Here is a 17,564-nt window from a genome sequence, read left to right as displayed (position 1 = left end):
GATTCTATCGGTACCTGCGCAGGCGGCCCGGCGCTTGCCCGATCGAAGGGCTAATTTATTTAAGAATTCCGGTAAAACCGCCGCGATGAGGAAAAAATCGGGCCGAATTTAAATTAGAAATTGTTCGGGAGGTTGCCAACAAGTAAACAATGAATTCATTCATTCTTCATGATTATAAACCAGCTTTGCAAGAGTGTATTGCGAAGGTCATTTGCCTGCAGTTTGTCCATTTTTTTTCATTGAAAATTAGTGCTTTTTTTTAGTTATTATTACTGATTATTTTTAAATAAACACAACAAACACCAATTGATTGCGTATAAATACATACAGCAAGAAACTCACGATGTTTATCAAAAAATGCACCTCCTTTTAGACATTATAAAATGAGCAACCAACGAAAACGCGCTTTGAACATTATCCGAACCAAAAAAAACTTAGCGGTTTTGAACTTGGTTAAGCTCGAAAAAGAAAAAATTGAATACCTTAAAAAAGAACTTAATTTTTTCCAGGAACCTGAATTCATTTCTTACTCCATGGGTACGCTTAAAGTAATTGACGGCCTCAATAAAAATGAGCTACTCAAAATTGAGTTGGAATCATTGTTTGATAAGATGGGCAAGGCAAAAATGAGCCTCGATAATTATCATCAAGAGTTAGACCTTCTTATTAAGAAGGTAGACAGTAGCAGCGACGTGGATACCGGTTCTTTCAATACAGATCAGCGGACTGGTTAATTTATTTCACGTTTATTTATAGCAGGTGCTTCGTGTGCATTACGTAGTACTGCTTCACCAACCCTATGTGGCGATATACGAGTCATACATATATTATGGCTGCATTTTAATTTCCCGCAGCCGGTAGTAAAATCACAATCAACAGTTTCTTTTATAATAGTTACCTGATCCTTGTATAAGGATATTGGTTTCCACTCATCGACATTAACCGTCCCGCTAAATATTAAAACTATTTTTCGATAAAGCAACGCTGCTATATGTGAAAAGCCCGAATCTAAACCTAAAAACAATGTGCATCTTTTAACGATGGAAATTGACTGTAACATTGAAAATTTGCCAACACAGTTGGTGACATTATTAAGCAGGGAAATCTCCGTCATTTCATCTGGCGATAAATCAGCCTCTGTTCCCATCACATATACTGGAAAGTATAACGCTATCCCTTTAATTACCTGAATAAAATTTTGGACCGGCCATTTCCGCGCCTGTGCTCCAGTGCCTAAATGCACCAACACAAATTTTTCGGGTAATGTTACGTCTTCAATGGGAACACAGGGTAAATCGTTCGGTTCCCAGTATTCTGAAAACACGGGATCGGGCAAATTCAGATAGTTAAAAAGCGGATTAATCCTTTTTGATACATGCCCTCGGTGCACATAAGGTAATTCTGCATCCAGTAAAGCACCGCCGCCCCCAACGTTATAACCGGCAAATATTTTTTTTTTTGCAAAAAGCTTTAAAAATAAATTATTTCTTAGATCCCCTCTCACGTCAAACAGTATCCCTGTCTTTATTCTGCGTAGTTGATCCAAAAATTTCAGATAGGATATTTTTTTGTCTCTTGAAAAATAAGGGGCGTCGGCAACATACACCGCATCTATAAAAGGCACTTTGGTAGCTATTTTAAAATTTCCGCTGCTAACTACCAGGCTTATTTTGGCCCCCGTCATAATTTTTAAAGCCTTTATGGCGGGTAGCATTAATATCATATCACCAATATGAGCTAACTGTACAAGTGTGATCTCTTCTTTTTCATCACCCTTAAATCTATGATCGTTTTCGCTTTTAAAAAAATAGGTTATCCGGTCGATCAACTTAATGATCTTGATAGATCTTTCTGACGAATCAGGATAGAATCGATAATTAACCGGCGTTTTCATTGTTGTGTTTTCGCTTTTAAAATATTTAATAAAGAAACGGTATTGTCACATTCCCAGGTAAGCAGGAAATTGTGTGGCCTCGATTGTCATTCAGAAGCCTGGGCCTGAAGTTTTTCAATAATTTTCGTTGATGAAACGCCCTCAACAAAAATGATTGTTTCTACCCGCCCCCCCCTGGCTTGCACTTCCTGGCTTCCAACTATGTTTTCCACAGTGTAATCCCCTCCTTTTACAAGTATATCAGGATTGATATTGGTGATCAGGTTAAGTGGGGTATCATCTTCAAATCCAACTATGGCATCAACAAAATATAATGCGGATAACAGAGCCGCCCTGTCGTGCTGGTTGTTTATAGGGCGATTAGGCCCTTTCAGCCGGCTAACAGAGGTATCAGAATTAAGGCCGATAATAAGTTTATCTCCTAATTCCTTAGCCTTGAGCAAGTAACTAACATGTCCAATATGTAGAACATCAAAAACTCCGTTTGTAAAAACAATTTGTTGACCTTCATCTTTCCAGTTTGTTACCTGCTGCAGTAATGCCGGTAAATTATATACTTTTTTGCTTAATAATGCAGAAAGGCTGTTTTCCATTGTTTACAGGATATTATTCGAATAAATTATCGACTGCTTTGCATAAAATATGCCCAATTAAAATGTGCATTTCCTGTATTCTGGCAGTAACGACTGAAGGGACAATGATATTCAGGTCACAACAATCATTCATTTTTCCTCCATCACGGCCAGATAAGCCTAAGGTTTTACAATTTAAAGCCCTGGCTACGTCAAAAGCCTTAATAATACCAGCACTGTTACCACTCGTTGATATGCCAATAAATAAATCACCTGCAGACGCCAAGCCTTCTAATTGCCTGGAAAAAACCTGATCATAACCGTAATCATTGGCTATAGCTGTGAGTGCAGAAGTATCGGTAGTAAGTGCTATACCGGGTAATGGTTTTCGCTCTTTAACAAACCGGCCTGTAAGTTCGGCGGCAATGTGCTGCGCATCGGCAGCACTTCCGCCATTTCCGGCAAGTAAAACTTTATTACCGGCCTTAATAACTTCACAAATTATGGCACAGGCGGCTTCAATATCAGGAACAAGGTTGTCAATCACCTTCGTGATAACGTCACCGTGATCTTTTAATTCATCAGAAATCATGATAATTTAAGTTGTAGATGTTATAATGTAAAGATTTAAGGTACCAGCTGAACGCCTTGCACTCCTCTTTGGGTAAGATTTGCCAGGATCTCCTCAACCGTAGTAGTAACCGCGCCTAAACGACGAATTACAATAGCAGCCGCATGATTGGCAAGTTCGCAGGCATCCGCCAAATCCATGCCTAATGAAATGAAGTAAGCTATACAGGCAATTACGGTATCTCCGGCACCGGTAACATCAAAAACTTCTGTAGCTTTTACCGGCAGCTCAACATGCGAGTCGGGCGAGAGGAGAACCATCCCCTGTTCTGATAGTGTAACTACCAGGTAAGGCACTTCGGTTTGATCGAATATAACGTTAGCTGCATTCTTCAGCTTTTCAATTGAATTAATATTTTCAGATTTTGAAGCTTCAGCAAGTTCTTTTCTATTTGGTTTTATAAGGAAGGCCCCTTTGTACTTTTTGTAATCAAGGCCTTTGGGATCAACAATAACTCGTTTGCCATGCTGTGTGGCCAATGCAACAACGCGGTTTGTGAAAGATTCTGTAAACAATCCCTTATTATAATCGGATAGCACGACCAGATCGGTTTCCTGAACCGCATCATTGATTTTGTCTATCAATTCATTCTCAAGCGCTGTGGAAATCGGATGGACAACTTCGTTGTCAAGCCTGAGCAACTGATGGTTTCCAACCAAAACCCTCGTTTTTAACGTGGTAACCCTGGTGTTATCTTTTACTATAAGGTCTGTTTCTAAAAAATCGATCTTTAAACGGTCAATTAACTGAACACCGGCATTATCATTCCCAATCATTCCGGCTACGCTAACATTTGCGCCTAAACTAACCAGGTTTTGGATCACATTAGCAGCACCGCCCAGTGTAATCGATTCATTTTGAACATTAACAATTGGAACGGGTGCCTCGGGCGATAACCGGCTCGAACTACCATATATGTAACGGTCAATCATCAAATCGCCAACTACCAATATTTTAGGTTTTTGTTTGAATTGTATCTCTGATAGTTTTTGTGTTAACATAAAGCTTGGCTTTTAAGTTAAAAATTTTGTTAGTAGGCGTTTTCCTCGCCTTTTATAATGTTGTAAACGGTTTTATAAACTATTTTCAACTCGAGCCACATCGACCAATTTTCCAGGTACCAGATATCGTGTTTAACTCGCTGTTCCATCAGGGCAGGATCGTGGGTTTCACCTCTGAAACCATTTACCTGGGCCCAGCCGGTTATCCCAGCTTTTAGAAAATGCCTTACCATATATTTATCAATGATCTGGCTATATTGCTTTGTCATGTTAAGCGGATGCGGACGCGGGCCAACAACGCTCATATCGCCAAGCAATACATTAAAAAACTGTGGTAACTCATCGAGGCTGGTACGCCGCAGGAAAGTTCCTATTTTCGTAACCCGGCTATCATTTTTAGTGGCTTGTAAATCTGCCTGGTTATTCACTTTCATGCTCCTGAACTTATAACACAAAAATGACTTGTTGTCCCTGCCGCTTCTTAACTGTTTAAACATCACCGGACCGCGGCTTTCAAGCTTGATCAGCAGCCCGATAAGTGGGTATAACCAACTTAACAAAAAGACAATGACCAACAAACTGAACAAAATATCAAAAACCCTCTTTTTAAAACGGTTTTCAATCTCTTCCAATGGCTCGTTACGATTACTTAATACCGCAAAATCCCCCATGTAACTTAGTTTCAAGCTATTCACAGTTGAATTTGATATATCCGGTACAAGTTTTAACCTAAGGCAGGATTTATCCGCCTCCTCTTGTAGTTTATTATATTCAGTGATACGCTCTGGGGATAGGGACACGTAAACATCTCTTATGCCAGAATTTGCTGCGCTAACAATCTGCTCTTTAACAGATTCCAACAGCTCACCGCCTTTATCAAGTATTGAGTTATCCTCCTGGTTTAAAAATCCCTGAAAGGAAAAGTGATTATCAGTATCTTGAAAAAAGCCGGCCAACCGAAGCCCCATCGAATTCAAACCTATTACAGCGACAGATCGCGTGATGTTGAAATTCTTTTTAAGTGTCCGTTCAAAAGCGGCTCCTAAAACCCGGCTCAACGCGAGGCCTACCAGAACCAGTAAATAAAACAGGAAAATTAAAGTGAAGGAGAATTGATGCGCTTTTGACAATACGATGAATGACGAAAACAGCACAGAAAATACAATGAAGCTCTTTACTGTTAACCGGTAAATATTGTCAAGACGATGAATTGATTTACTCGTATAAAGGCCGGACAACAGGGCTGCGAGCAACCACAGGTAGTTTGCACTCATCATCGATCCAATATCAACACCTGTCTTATCATAACCCAGCAAATCAACGACCAGCAAAAATGACAGGTTAATTACAGCAAGATCGGTGGCGGCCATCACAAAATAAATTAAAAAAAGGTAGCGTGTCTTCATAGGAGTGTTTTTTAAAATACCATGTTTAGAATGCTTTCAAATTAACTTCGCCTAAATATTTAAAATAAAAAAATAATAAGCTTAACAACTCAAATAGAAAAAGTTAACAAACTAATGGCGAATTCTTTAACAATAATACAATATACACGCTACTCTTTCAGGCAAATTATGATTCTGGCACTAATATGTATAAAACTGTGCAATCTCAAATTGTTACGGTAAATCGTGGTTGAATGAAGGTATAATCACCACGCTGCCATTACGCAACAGAAGGCACAGAATCGTTAATAGTTTTCCGCCCAATACTGTTATAATAGAATCCTAATTCGGTCATTTTATCAAGGTCGTAGAGATTCCGGCCATCGAAAATCACTTTCGCTTTCAAGCTTTTTTGGATTAGCGCAAAGTCCGGGTTCCTGAAAATACTCCACTCAGTTAATATTAACAAGGCGTCTGCATCTGCCAGTGCATCATAATGGTCATAAACATATTCGATCTTATCACCAAGCAGGTATTTTACGTTATTGGCGGCTTCCGGGTCGAACGCTACAATTTGAGCGCCTTCATGAAGCAATTCGCCAATAATTTCCAGGGCTGGAGCTTCTCTGATATCGTCAGTCTCGGGTTTAAAAGCAAGCCCCCAGATAGCAAACTTTCTGCCTTTCAAATCATCGTTATAGTACTTTTTTAACTTCTCAACCATAACTTTTTTCTGTATGGTATTCGTTTCCATAACGGCATTCAATATCCGGAAATGATAATCATTGTCTTCTGCCGACTTTGCAAGCGCCTGAACGTCTTTTGGAAAGCAGCTACCGCCGTATCCTATACCCGGAAATAAAAAGCGCTTGCCAATACGATCATCCGAGCCAACCCCCAATCGTACCATATCCACGTTGGCACCAACAAGCTCGCACAAATTGGCTATTTCATTCATGAAAGTGATTTTTGTGGCTAAAAATGAATTAGCTGCATATTTTGTTAATTCAGATGATCTCTCATCCATGAAAATTATGGGGTTACCTTGCCTTACATATGGCGCGTATAATTCCGCCATCAATTTTCTGGCCCTTTCATCCGTCGTGCCAACGACAACGCGGTCAGGCTTCATAAAGTCTTCAACGGCAACGCCCTCCCTTAAAAATTCCGGATTAGATACCACAGCGACTTCAATATCAGTATGCTGTTTGAAAACGGCCCTTACTTTATCGGCTGTGCCAACCGGCACCGTTGATTTTGTGACTATTACTTTGTAATCGGTTATCAAATTAGCAATATCTTTAGCTGCGCCCAGCACATAGCTTAAATCTGCTGATCCGTCTCCGCCCGGAGGGGTTGGCAACGCGAGAAATATTACCTCGGCGTGTTCTATCGCTTCGTTCAGGTTGTCTGTAAAACGTAATCTTTCATGAATGATGTTTCTTTGGAACAATGCCTCTAATCCGGGCTCATAAATTGGCAGCTGACCTTGCTGCATCATCATAACCTTTTGTTTGTTTATATCAACGCAGGTTACATCATTTCCAGTTTCTGATAAACATGTTCCGGTTACTAATCCAACATAGCCGGTTCCGACAATAGCAATTTTCATAATGATGTTTTTTTAAGGTTATTATTTAAATGAGTTATAATATTTATTGGCGTTGGGCACTTTTGCCGAGGCTTACCATAAATTTTTCGCGTGCAGTGATAATTGAAAGGTAATAACGGATATAAAACACGGTAAGCTTTTGTGTTAAATGAAGATCTTTGCCTTTCTTCACTATCAGTTTTATGCTTTTAATTGGAGGCCTCAGATCATAAAGGAAGCTAACAATGGTTTTGAACTTGTTTTTGCCAGAGGTCGAATTAAACCCGGATTGTCCTCCACCAACTCGCTTGGCCTTATTTATCAGTTCAGATATATTTTTCCTTGCCGGATGATTTACTATAACATCCTCGGCGTATTTGATTTTATACCCGGCATCCCTTGCCCTTATCGACCACTCATAATCGCCACCCGACATTAAATCATCCTTAAAAATGCCAACAGCATCAAATACATGGCGATAGCTATACATGTTTCCTGTAACACCGGTTCCATCCCTATGGACATAGATGTCCTGGTTAAAGGCATAAATTTTCTCGTACAATTCGGCTTCTGTAAGTTTATTTGAATGGTAGTATAGCTTTATACTGCCGGCTATTCTATCGCAATCGGGATTTGCTTCCATAAAGGTAACAGCATTTTTTACCCAGTTTATATCGGGGATACAGTCAGAGTCAGTAAAACCGATGATATTGCCGGTAGACATTGCGATTCCGGCATTCCGGGCAGCGTATGAGCCTGGCTTGCCTTCAACAATGATCTTGCAATTCTGAGGTATAAAATAATCAGCAGGTATTTTGTCGTTTGGGTAATTATTAACAACAATGATTTCAAATAAATCGTGATCATAGGTTTGTGCCTCAAGGGCGTTTAAGCACAACGACAATCTACTCCAGTCTTTATAAGTTGGAATTATTATCGTAACTTTTTTATTGTTCATACAGGCAAAATGTGATTGAGATATTAGCGGATGATGTAATTTCTAATTCGTGTTCGCAGCCGCTTAACCTGCATTTTTGATTTAAGTAAAGCGGCACGGTGAAAAGGTATTCTATAAGGGAATTTCTTAAGCAAAACTTTAGCGTAAGCAGGCACATCAAAGTAATTGCGCATAATTTCCATGTAGATGTAGTTGTCAATGCATTCCTCTAATTCGGCAGTTAACATACCAATCGACTTAAGTTCTGTTCGGATCCGGATCCGGAAGTTGATACGGTTATCTAAAATCCTTTTGATTTTTTCTTTGTCCTTGCTTTTAGAGATGGAATTATCTGAAAAATGTATTATCGTATTAACACCAGGATCTGTAATTATTACAACTCCATTTTTTAGCAATCTAAACAGTAAATCATATTCTTGCGACGATGTAATATTCTCATCCCAGCCGCCTGCGTCATTTAAAGCTGCCCTGTTCCAAAGGTTGGAACTGGTGATACCCAAGTTAGAGTTGATCAGCCCCCGCCAAATGTGGTGATCAACAGTCCTCATGATTTCCTCCGGATTACCGGTATTATAATAATTCAGTATGCACCCACCTGCAATAACACCCGCCTCCGGGTGTAGTGCGGTAATATTGAACTGATGGCTGAGTTTACTGGGCATCAGTTCATCATCCGCGTCCAAGTACTGAATCCATTCACCACGAGCTTTTTTAAGGCCGGTATTGCGCGCTGCCGGTGCACCTGGTTTCTTCTCGTCTAAAACCCATACTTTACCGGGATAAGAGGCAGCATAACGCTCTAATATCTGCAAAGTATTATCCGTCGAATTATTATTTACCAGGATAATTTCGATGTGTTTATAACTTTGAACCAATACACTCCTAATGGCCCGTTCAACAAACCTTGCAGCATTATGACATGGTATTATAACAGATATCATTATAAATTTAAGATTGTGTCCTCTTCGTTTTAAATCCTTGATAAAGTCTCTTTAACTCATCGCCCATCAGCAAATAAACCAGGCCGAAGTACACTATGCAAAGGCAAATACCGTTTATAATAAAGTTTACCCCAACCATTTTTAACAAATAAATGGTGATGAATGAAACCGCCGCCGCGATGAACGGAACCTTTAATTCTGTAAAAAAGTCTTTTACAGAAATTTTAACCGTCAATAAAAAGCTAAACCCATATTGTGCTATAAGCACTACAAAAAGTTTATTGATTAAAATTGCCCAGGCTGCTCCAACAAGTCCATCGTAGTATATCCCAAATGCCAGAGAAGGGAGAAATATCGCGGCTTTTAGAAGCTGCTGCTTCATCTCCATGCCTGGCCGTCCTAAACCTCTCAACAAAGAAGTGTTCCCGCTAACGAGAATATGCAGCATGACAGAACCCGATAAAATCTGTAAAGGAGCTACGGTGTCGTGCCATTTGGCACCAAAAACATGGATAATAAAGGGCTCACCATTTACGATAAAAAAGATCATTACCGGAAAAACCAGTAAACAATTGAATAAAACTACTTTTAGATAATACTTTTTAATTGCCACCAGATCGTTTTGCTTTTTTCCATAAATAGGATACATCACGTTATTGATAACAGCCATCAACCTTCCGCGAAAAGTATCTGTAAGCACAAAAGCCAACGTATACAAACCCAGGGCAGATGCGCCTAAAAGCTTGCCGATTAACAAATAATCAATGTTATTGTATAAATAGTTTAAGATATTGGAGCCGGTTGTGTAAACACCAAATCCAAATATTTCCTTAAATGCTTTTTTTTCGCAAATGAAGGCCGGTTTCCACCTGGTTGCCCTGAAAAACAAAGGCATGGCAAAAAACACATTACCAACTGAGTTAAAAACCAAAGCCCAAACCCCGGCCCCTTTAAACGCCATTACCAGGGCTATCAAACCAACTACAATATTTGATACATTATCAATATAAGCCAGCTTTTTAAAAGCCATTTGCTTTGTAAGCTGGGCCTTATGAACTAAATTAACCGGGCTTATTAAAATACCTATACTAAGTACCGGTATTACTGATTCGAGAATAGGTTTGTTATAAAATATTGCAGCCAGGGGCGCTACCGCAAAACTCATCACCAGAAACAAAAACAGCGACCAGCCAACCCCGGTCCAAAAGGCGGTATGATAATGCTCCGCGCGTAAAGTGTCTTCTTTTTTCTGTACCAACGCTGCACCAACGCCCAAATCATTCAATACCTGTACAAAGCCCGTAAACACGGTTGCCATGCCTACTATTCCAAACTCGCCGGGAAAAAGCAATTTTGCTAATACCAGTTTTAGCAGAAAATTGAAGGATTGATTAACGACTAACTGAACAAAATTCCAAAAGATACCGGACACTACAACTTTTTTGTCAGATCCTGTTTTTTTGATATTGAGTTCTTGTGTGTTTTCGTTTGATAGAATTGCATTATCCATATAAGTTAAAAAAATAGGACGGTGTTTTATCGCCGGCAGTAAATCAATTTGCAGATTGGAGTAAGGCCGAGGGTACAAGTATTTTATGATATAATTCCAGGTAATTTTTGATATAGTTATCTGCCGAAAAATCACGTGACCGACGGATGCAATTTTGCTTTTTTCGCTCTACCTCATCACGGTTATCTAAAACATACTGAAGTAAGTCTAAAAGGTTACCCTCATCCGGTGAAAACAGCCAGGAGCAATCAGCACTAAAAATCTCCTCCAGGCCTCCCCTGTCGCTTTGGCATACTGGCACGCCAAAAGATAGGGACTCAATTACCGTACGGCCGAAAGGCTCGTTCCAAAGCGCCGGGACGATCAGGGTATCAATACGCCCATAAAAATCGGCTGGACTTATAACGCCCAGAAACGCATGTTCAATTCCTGTAAGTTCAATTTGTAATTGTGCTACAAATTCGGGGTCGCCTTTTCCGGCGAAAATAATTTTTAGCATATCTTTTTTGTCATCAGGAAGCTTTAACAACTCATCAACAAGGTATCTCACCCCTTTATCAGCTGCCACCCTTCCTATATAGCCTAACCTGAACTTTCCGGTTTCGGTGTTGTGCTTAGTGTTTCCAGCCTTTAATACCGCATTGTAAATTGTAGTAGCGTGGCCATCTGCTATATTGAAAAACTGACGGTGCTTTCTCAAAATGAAATCACTGATAGCAATGTAATGGTCTGGGTATGATAAAAAGTTTTTTTTTACCTGATGGGTAACCTTGCATGGTGCACATAAAGTGGCACAATTACCGTTGTTAAACATGCTGCATTTGTGACACAATAAATAATAATCGCGCATGGTGTGTACCAGCGGGATTTTGAGCTTTTTGATTGTAGGCCACAAGACCGGTGAAAAACCCTGTATGGTATTTGTATTTACTATATCGGGCGAGATCCTTTTTAATATAGAGGTGATCCGGGTGTGATAAAACAGGTTACAAGAATCAATTAAATGCCAAATGCTTTTCTTCAGATTAGAGACGCCGTCAGTACCGCCATATATTGAGAAAATATTTCGTTGTTTCAGGCTGATTACAATTACTCCATTTACCCGGTAAACCTGATCATCCAATCCGGTTGTTAATACATATACCTGGTGACCGGCATTTACAAGACCTTCTGCCAGAATTTTAACAGAAACTTCGGCACCGCCCACAAAAGCAGGGTAATAAAAACTGTTTGTTAGCAAAACTCTCATATACGAACTTTCTCCACTTTTATCGTCTCTTTGAAGCTTGGTTCACCAGTGCTGCCGCTATATTTTTCTGAAACAAAGGCCCTTATTTTTTCAATAAAATGATTTTCATCAAAACCGCGCGCGTGCGCGCTTATAAAGGCGGTATCAAACTCCAATTGCTCAAATAATAAAATGGCTTCTTTTAACGATTCGACAGTCTGGTGTTCAAAGAAAATTGCTGTTGATTTCTTCGGATTATCGGTATAGGGGATCATTGTATCCAATACTCCCCCCTTGTTATAAGCTATAACGGGCCTGCCCGATGCATTTGCTTCTAAGGGGGTTATACCATAATCTTCCAATTGTGGAAAAATGAACGCTTTACAATTAGCATAAAGCTTGGCAAGGTTGCGGGCATCAAGCCCGCTCAAAAATGTTATATTACTATTGGCTATTTCCTTTAGTTCCTTTTCTCTTGAGCCTTTGCCTACAATCAAAAGTTTTTTGTTTGGCATCTGGTTGAATGTCTCAATTACCAGGTCTACTTTTTTATAGGACTCGAAACGGGAAACCACCAAAAAATAATCGCTCACGGAATTTGAAACATAGAAATTCTCAATCCGCACGGGAGGGTTGATAACCACTATTGGATTTTTTGGGTGGTAAGCTTTCTCAATTCTTGATACAACCTCCCTTGCATTTGTGATAAACCAGTCTGTACGATCGGCCGCCTCAATATCGATGCTTTTCAAAGTGGCCAGCACCTTGTTTAATAACCTCCTTTTTAGGTTGCCTGATTCTCTAACTTTTTCGTAAGAATCTGGGCTCCAAACCAATCTGAAGGGATTGTGGCAATAGGTAATTACCAGTGTATTAGCACCCGCTTTGACATATTTAGCGCAATGTGTTGTTGATTGAAGTATAACGTCATAGTCAGTTAAATCCAGTCTTTGCATGGCCATCACCCCAAGAGGATAGAAAAAACGCTTCATGTTTTTTTCTTTTTTTATGAACTTACCAAACCAGCTTGTCCTGATATCACAAGATCTGAACTCCGGATAAGTATTGGCGGCATCATAAGAAAGCGTATAAATTGGTGCCGACGGGTATGCATGGTGAAAACTTAAAGCCACCTGTTCTGCGCCACCTTTACGCACCAAGTCATCATGTACAATTGCGATTTTCATAGCTGTGAGATTTGTAATTTTAACGCAATACTTAAATTATTGGGAGGTGGTTAGCAGCCTGGTGATATCAGAGCCGCAGTCAACCACTTTCAACACTCTATTTATTTACTTATATATCAATCCTTTATAACCATAGTAAGAATCTTTTTTTACATAATTACCCGAAGCATCCTTATACATGATACCATAGTTTGCTTCTAACGGGAATTTTGCGGATAAAGACTGTTCATCAAAAAGCTCGTAAACGAAAAATGCACCTATTTTCTTCTGCGCTATCAGCTTAGGGATATTATCGGTTATGTATTGGCTTTGCATAGCAAAACTCACTGCCCCTGTGCCTTTAAACTTATTAAACTCCGTAATCCAGATCGGTTTATTGAAATGCCCTTGTATATAGGAAAGCACATTTGCTATTGGTAGTTTTTGAGCAAGCATGTCTCCCATGTTGGAATACCAATGGCAGCCAATTATATCATAGTTCACTTTGTTTTCCTTCAATAGCTCCAGATAGTAAAAATGGGTAAAGCTAACTGACAGCGAGATCTTTATAGAGGGCTTAACCGTTTTGACACCATCTATAAAGCCTGATATCTGCGCCATGAAACGCTTACTTTTTTCGATATCATACCCGGCATCAGGACTAACTCCGTCCGGTACATTTCTTACCCTGATCTTGTTATCAACTTCGTTGTTTACTTCAAGCACGGTAAAATAATCACCGTAGGCTACACCAAAATTCTTCCCCTGTGAAAACGCGATTTGATAGACGGAATCTGGTAGCATCCCGCCAACACCTGTTTGCATCACGGCGGCAAAAGGCAAAATATTGTTTTGCTTAAGCGCTTGAAGCAATTTTATGAACGCCGGCTGATTTTTTGCATAACCATCCTTGGTGAGGATTACGTCAAAACGATAGCTGGAAACATTCAAATCTTTTAAAGCTGTTATTTGGTCATCTAAATTATTACTATAGTCCTTTTGTGTTAAGGGATGCCCATTTATACCCCATACAAACTGAGATTTAGGGCTTTGCGCACGGCATGTGTAAAACAGCAACACGCACGTGGTAACCACAAATGATACTTTCATCATAAAAACGAGCTTTTAAAAGATGTATTGAAGCTTTTTATATTAATGAGACTATATCAGTAGATCAATCGCCGTAGCCAATACCGTATCCATACCCGAAATAACCTGCTTTCGAAAAATTAACGTCATTAATAACCAGGTACAGGTTATCCACGTTATCCTTCTCCTTAATTTCGTTTATGATTTCAATCTGGGATTTATTTGTGTAATTATGACGGCAAACATAAATGGTCATATCAACATGCTTTTGGATCACAAGGGCATCTGATACCAGCCCTACCGGCGAACTATCGATAATAACGTAATCAAACTTATTTCTCATTTCGGTTATAAGTTCACCCAATTTATCTGTCAACAAAAGTTCACTGGCATTTGAAACAACCGGTCCCGATGTTATTACAAAGCAGTTATCATCAAATCCGCTGGGCTTGATAAGATCATCGGCATTGATGTTTTCTAAAACGTAGTTGGAAAAACCGAGGTCTGCGTTATCAACATTCAATACGGATGAGAGCTTCGGTTTCCGGAGGTCTAATTCCATCAGTAATACTTTTTTCCCGGCCATTGCAAAAGTGCCACCCAGGTTCTTGGTCAGAAAAGTTTTCCCTTCGCCGTTTACACTCGAGGTAACCATTATCACACTGGACTGGCCGCTATCCAATATATTCCTAAGCTTAGTTCGCAATGTGCGCATGCTTTCTGTAACCTGTGTCCGGGCCAATTGATCTGATTTTGAATTGAGTTTTAGCGATTGATGCCCAATTTTACCTATAATCGCAACATCGGTTTGTTGCTCTATATCTCCCTCAGAAACAACTTTTGACTGTATCAGCTTTTTAGAATTAACTATACCGAAAGGCACTATCAGCCCCAAAAAAAAGCCCATGGCGTAAATAAGCGGCTTGATAGGTTTAACAGGATCTTTTGAACTTTTCGCGTTATCAATTACCCTGGAATAAGATATATTGGCGGCCTTGGCCATCGAAGTTTCTTCTCTTTTTTGTAACAGGTATACATATAGTTGCTGTTTAAGCTCCTGCTGCCTGTTAAAATCCATAATAGTACGTTGCTTGCCCGGAACCTGTTTGATGTTGTTACTCAGTATATTAGTTTGAGCATTAATTCCTGAGCTGTTCAAAACCATTTCATTTTTGTAACTGTCAATGCTTTGCAACAAATTATGCCGTACTGTTTGTATCTGTTGATCTATATTAACGATAACCGGATTGGTTTCTGTGAAGGATAAACGCTGTTTTATCCTTTCATTCAACAAATTGTTGTACTGGGATAAGCTTGCTGCAAACGAAGCATTTTGGATATTCAACGAGCTTGGAATAACCTGCTTATTGTTAGGATCGTCGAGCCTGCTTTTTATATCCTTAATTATAGATAACTGAATTTGTTGTTGCTGGTATTTATTGGTGTTTTCGCTTGCGGAGCCAACCAAAACTTTCGACTGTTCATCAAGATCCGCGATATTATTACTGCTACGGTAGTTTTGATAGTTTTTCTCAACGTTAGTTAACTCATCTTCCACAACCCCCAGGCGAGAGTTAATAAAGTTAATAGTACTATCGATAGATGCTTTTTTCTGTGTAAGATTATCCTCAAGATATTGATTCATTAAAGATTGCAATATCACTTCACCTTTCTTTGAATTTGGATAATATAGCGTTAGCGCAACGGTGGTAGTACCTTTATCGATAAACTCCGCGTCGTAGTTGCGGGTAATATCCGCTATGGCGTCATCATCAGATACAATTTGTGTAGAATATTCGCTTAACAAAACCGGCACGTTCGGTTTCTTGTTAACTATCAGGTCATACTGGGGCAATTTGATAGCAGCTCCGTAGCTTACATTTAAGTTTACGTTCTCTTTTGAGTTGGCAATGTTTAAATGGGTACCATCCACCGGAGTAATTACGTACTCCCGCCTTTTCAAAGAGTCGACTTTAGTTTTGGCTATTTTTACCTCAAAAGGCGATTCTTCATAGATCTCTGTTGCGAACAATCCACTATTAGCTAACAGTTTAATGTTGAGGTGCAGCTTTTGCTCCACTTCCTGAATCAGGTTGCGTGACCGGAGCACATCACCTTCATTTTTTATAATCTCATTCAGGTTTAATGCAGATGTTGCGCCGCCGTTTGCATATGCGGAGCTGGCATCTGGATTATTAGGCTGCTGCTGCAATAACATCGAACTGCTTACAAGGTACTGTTGAGTGGCATAAATGGTAAAAAAATATGCCAATGCCACAAATAGTATCGGGCATAGTAAGAATAAATACCAATAGGACTTTAGTTGCGACAGTAACTTATTGTCATTTTTATCGTTCCCGTTTAAATATCTTGTTTTCATTTGTTTCCTGGGGTGAATTATAGATAGAGAATTAACTTGCGTTAAACAGTTCCTACAAATAGCGTTTTGCAAATATTGCAGCAGTAAGTAAGGTAGCTGCCAACGACAAGTATTTAACCAGATTATTATCATTGTTAAGAACCTTTGTTTTAAGCGGTTCCACGTATAATACATCGTTTTGCTTCAGGTAGTAGTATGGCGAGTTCAAAAATTCCTTTCTCGTCATATCCAGCCTTACAGAAAAGTCATTGCCATTGGGGTTTTTGCGTATAAGCAATACGTTTGTGCGGCGTCCGTAAATTGTCAAGTCACCGGCATATCCTAAGGCATCTAAAATTGTCACTTGCTCGTTAGGCACGATATAAGCCGCAGGATGATTCACTTCGCCTAAAACAGTGATCTTAAAGTTCGAAAACCTAACATCAACGGTTGGGTTCTCAAAGGATTTTTTAGCAACAGCCTTTAGCGTCTTACGAGCTTCAAACGTTGTTAAACCGGCAAGTTTCACTGTTCCCAGAACCGGGATATCAACATTTCCATCCTTTGCTACCAAATAACCCGCGAGCGGATTTGAAGAGCCATTGGTTGAGGTGCCGCCGTTTGCATAAACACCATTTTTATTATTGATGCTCAAGGTCGCATTTGGGTCGGTTGTATTTATATTTATCGCCAGGATATCATCCGGCTGAATTACAGGCTCTGTATAGTTACCAAGTGCCAGGGAAGTTGGCGTAGACGCCTGTGAAACGTCTTGCGCGTAAATTAGCTTTTTTGTGCTTCCGCATGAACATAACATGAAGCCAACAAGTGCAACTATTGAAGCAAGGAAGTAACGGTTATTTTTCATGTATAGGTATTTTATAATCATTTCTCGTTTTACTTATTAATCTGTATAGTTTTGTAAAATATATATATTGTTATTGATTCGATACAGCGTTGCCATCTCGCTTACAGCGTGTAAGGTTTTGGCTATCAGTTACGATCAATTTAATATTTCATGAGTTATTGAAGCATTTCCTCATTGATCTCCAACAAATATTATCAAAATATCAATTATTAAGGCCTGGTTTTGAGCATTGATACTTTAATGTAGAATTGTGAGAATAGGTGTGAAAACCAGCGATAATGTACAGGTAGCACAGCGGTTTTATTGGCATCTTTTTAATTGAAAATCCTCAAAAAAAAAAAGTTGAATCTGACAGGTTTCCTGCCAAATTC

15 protein-coding genes are annotated in these 17,564 nt (G+C 39.4%); 1 reads left to right on the top strand and 14 read right to left on the bottom strand.

Features of this window, described 5'->3' with window-relative positions; all coding sequences use genetic code 11:
• Window positions 1–383 precede the first annotated feature (383 nt).
• The gene (locus FHW88_RS23620) at window positions 384–734 is read left to right on the top strand and encodes a hypothetical protein (RefSeq protein WP_176628127.1); all 351 of its coding nucleotides are present in this window, start codon (window positions 384–386) and stop codon (window positions 732–734) included.
• On the opposite strand, the gene FHW88_RS23615 is transcribed toward FHW88_RS23620, so the two are convergent.
• The 14 genes from FHW88_RS23615 to FHW88_RS23550 all read right to left on the bottom strand — a co-directional run bounded on the left by FHW88_RS23615 (window position 731) and on the right by FHW88_RS23550 (window position 17,193).
• The gene (locus tag FHW88_RS23615; protein WP_176628126.1) at window positions 731–1,894 is read right to left on the bottom strand and encodes a glycosyltransferase family 9 protein; all 1,164 of its coding nucleotides are present in this window, start codon (window positions 1,892–1,894) and stop codon (window positions 731–733) included. The two genes, FHW88_RS23620 and FHW88_RS23615, sit on opposite strands and share 4 nt — an antisense overlap.
• An 86-nt stretch (window positions 1,895–1,980) precedes the next feature.
• On the bottom strand, window positions 1,981–2,487 hold the full coding sequence (rfaE2, locus tag FHW88_RS23610) for a D-glycero-beta-D-manno-heptose 1-phosphate adenylyltransferase (RefSeq protein ID WP_176628125.1): 507 nt from the start codon (window positions 2,485–2,487) through the stop codon (window positions 1,981–1,983).
• Between the two features lie 13 nt (window positions 2,488–2,500).
• Window positions 2,501–3,058 carry a D-sedoheptulose 7-phosphate isomerase gene (locus tag FHW88_RS23605; RefSeq protein WP_176628124.1) on the bottom strand — a complete coding sequence of 186 codons (558 nt, stop codon included), beginning with the start codon at window positions 3,056–3,058 and terminating at the stop codon, window positions 2,501–2,503.
• A gap of 35 nt (window positions 3,059–3,093) precedes the next feature.
• Window positions 3,094–4,098 (bottom strand): D-glycero-beta-D-manno-heptose-7-phosphate kinase, encoded by a 1,005-nt coding sequence (gene rfaE1 / locus FHW88_RS23600; protein ID WP_176628123.1) that lies wholly within the window; start codon window positions 4,096–4,098, stop codon window positions 3,094–3,096.
• A gap of 29 nt (window positions 4,099–4,127) precedes the next feature.
• Window positions 4,128–5,504, bottom strand: a complete 1,377-nt coding sequence (locus FHW88_RS23595) for an undecaprenyl-phosphate glucose phosphotransferase (RefSeq protein ID WP_176628122.1) — start codon at window positions 5,502–5,504, stop codon at window positions 4,128–4,130.
• Window positions 5,505–5,763: 259 nt separating this feature from the next.
• Window positions 5,764–7,095, bottom strand: a complete 1,332-nt coding sequence (locus FHW88_RS23590) for a UDP-glucose dehydrogenase family protein (protein ID WP_176628121.1) — start codon at window positions 7,093–7,095, stop codon at window positions 5,764–5,766.
• A gap of 43 nt (window positions 7,096–7,138) precedes the next feature.
• Complete coding sequence (locus FHW88_RS23585) at window positions 7,139–8,032, bottom strand: glycosyltransferase (RefSeq protein ID WP_176628120.1); 894 nt, start codon at window positions 8,030–8,032, stop codon at window positions 7,139–7,141.
• Between the two features lie 23 nt (window positions 8,033–8,055).
• Window positions 8,056–8,973 (bottom strand): glycosyltransferase family 2 protein, encoded by a 918-nt coding sequence (locus FHW88_RS23580; protein ID WP_176628119.1) that lies wholly within the window; start codon window positions 8,971–8,973, stop codon window positions 8,056–8,058.
• Window positions 8,974–8,980: 7 nt separating this feature from the next.
• Entirely contained in the window at window positions 8,981–10,483 is a 1,503-nt protein-coding gene (locus FHW88_RS23575; RefSeq protein ID WP_176628118.1) for a lipopolysaccharide biosynthesis protein, read from the bottom strand.
• A 43-nt stretch (window positions 10,484–10,526) separates the two neighbouring features.
• The gene (locus tag FHW88_RS23570; protein WP_176628117.1) at window positions 10,527–11,732 is read right to left on the bottom strand and encodes a glycosyltransferase family 4 protein; all 1,206 of its coding nucleotides are present in this window, start codon (window positions 11,730–11,732) and stop codon (window positions 10,527–10,529) included.
• Window positions 11,729–12,898 (bottom strand): glycosyltransferase, encoded by a 1,170-nt coding sequence (locus tag FHW88_RS23565; RefSeq protein WP_218117282.1) that lies wholly within the window; start codon window positions 12,896–12,898, stop codon window positions 11,729–11,731. The genes FHW88_RS23570 and FHW88_RS23565 overlap by 4 nt, the downstream gene beginning before the upstream one ends.
• Window positions 12,899–13,003: 105 nt before the next feature.
• Window positions 13,004–13,990: a glycosyl hydrolase gene (locus tag FHW88_RS23560; RefSeq protein WP_176628116.1), complete on the bottom strand. Its 987-nt coding sequence runs from the start codon at window positions 13,988–13,990 to the stop codon at window positions 13,004–13,006.
• 61 nt (window positions 13,991–14,051) lie between these two features.
• The gene (locus FHW88_RS23555) at window positions 14,052–16,346 is read right to left on the bottom strand and encodes a GumC family protein (RefSeq protein WP_176628115.1); all 2,295 of its coding nucleotides are present in this window, start codon (window positions 16,344–16,346) and stop codon (window positions 14,052–14,054) included.
• A 52-nt stretch (window positions 16,347–16,398) separates the two neighbouring features.
• Window positions 16,399–17,193, bottom strand: a complete 795-nt coding sequence (locus FHW88_RS23550) for a polysaccharide biosynthesis/export family protein (protein WP_176628114.1) — start codon at window positions 17,191–17,193, stop codon at window positions 16,399–16,401.
• Window positions 17,194–17,564: the final 371 nt, after the last annotated feature.

Origin of the sequence: Mucilaginibacter sp. SG538B (assembly GCF_013376065.1) — a bacterium.
Classification (GTDB): domain Bacteria; phylum Bacteroidota; class Bacteroidia; order Sphingobacteriales; family Sphingobacteriaceae; genus Mucilaginibacter; species Mucilaginibacter rubeus.
The sequence above is the reverse complement of the archived record's forward strand: the minus strand, read 5'-3'. Positions and strand labels throughout refer to the sequence as shown.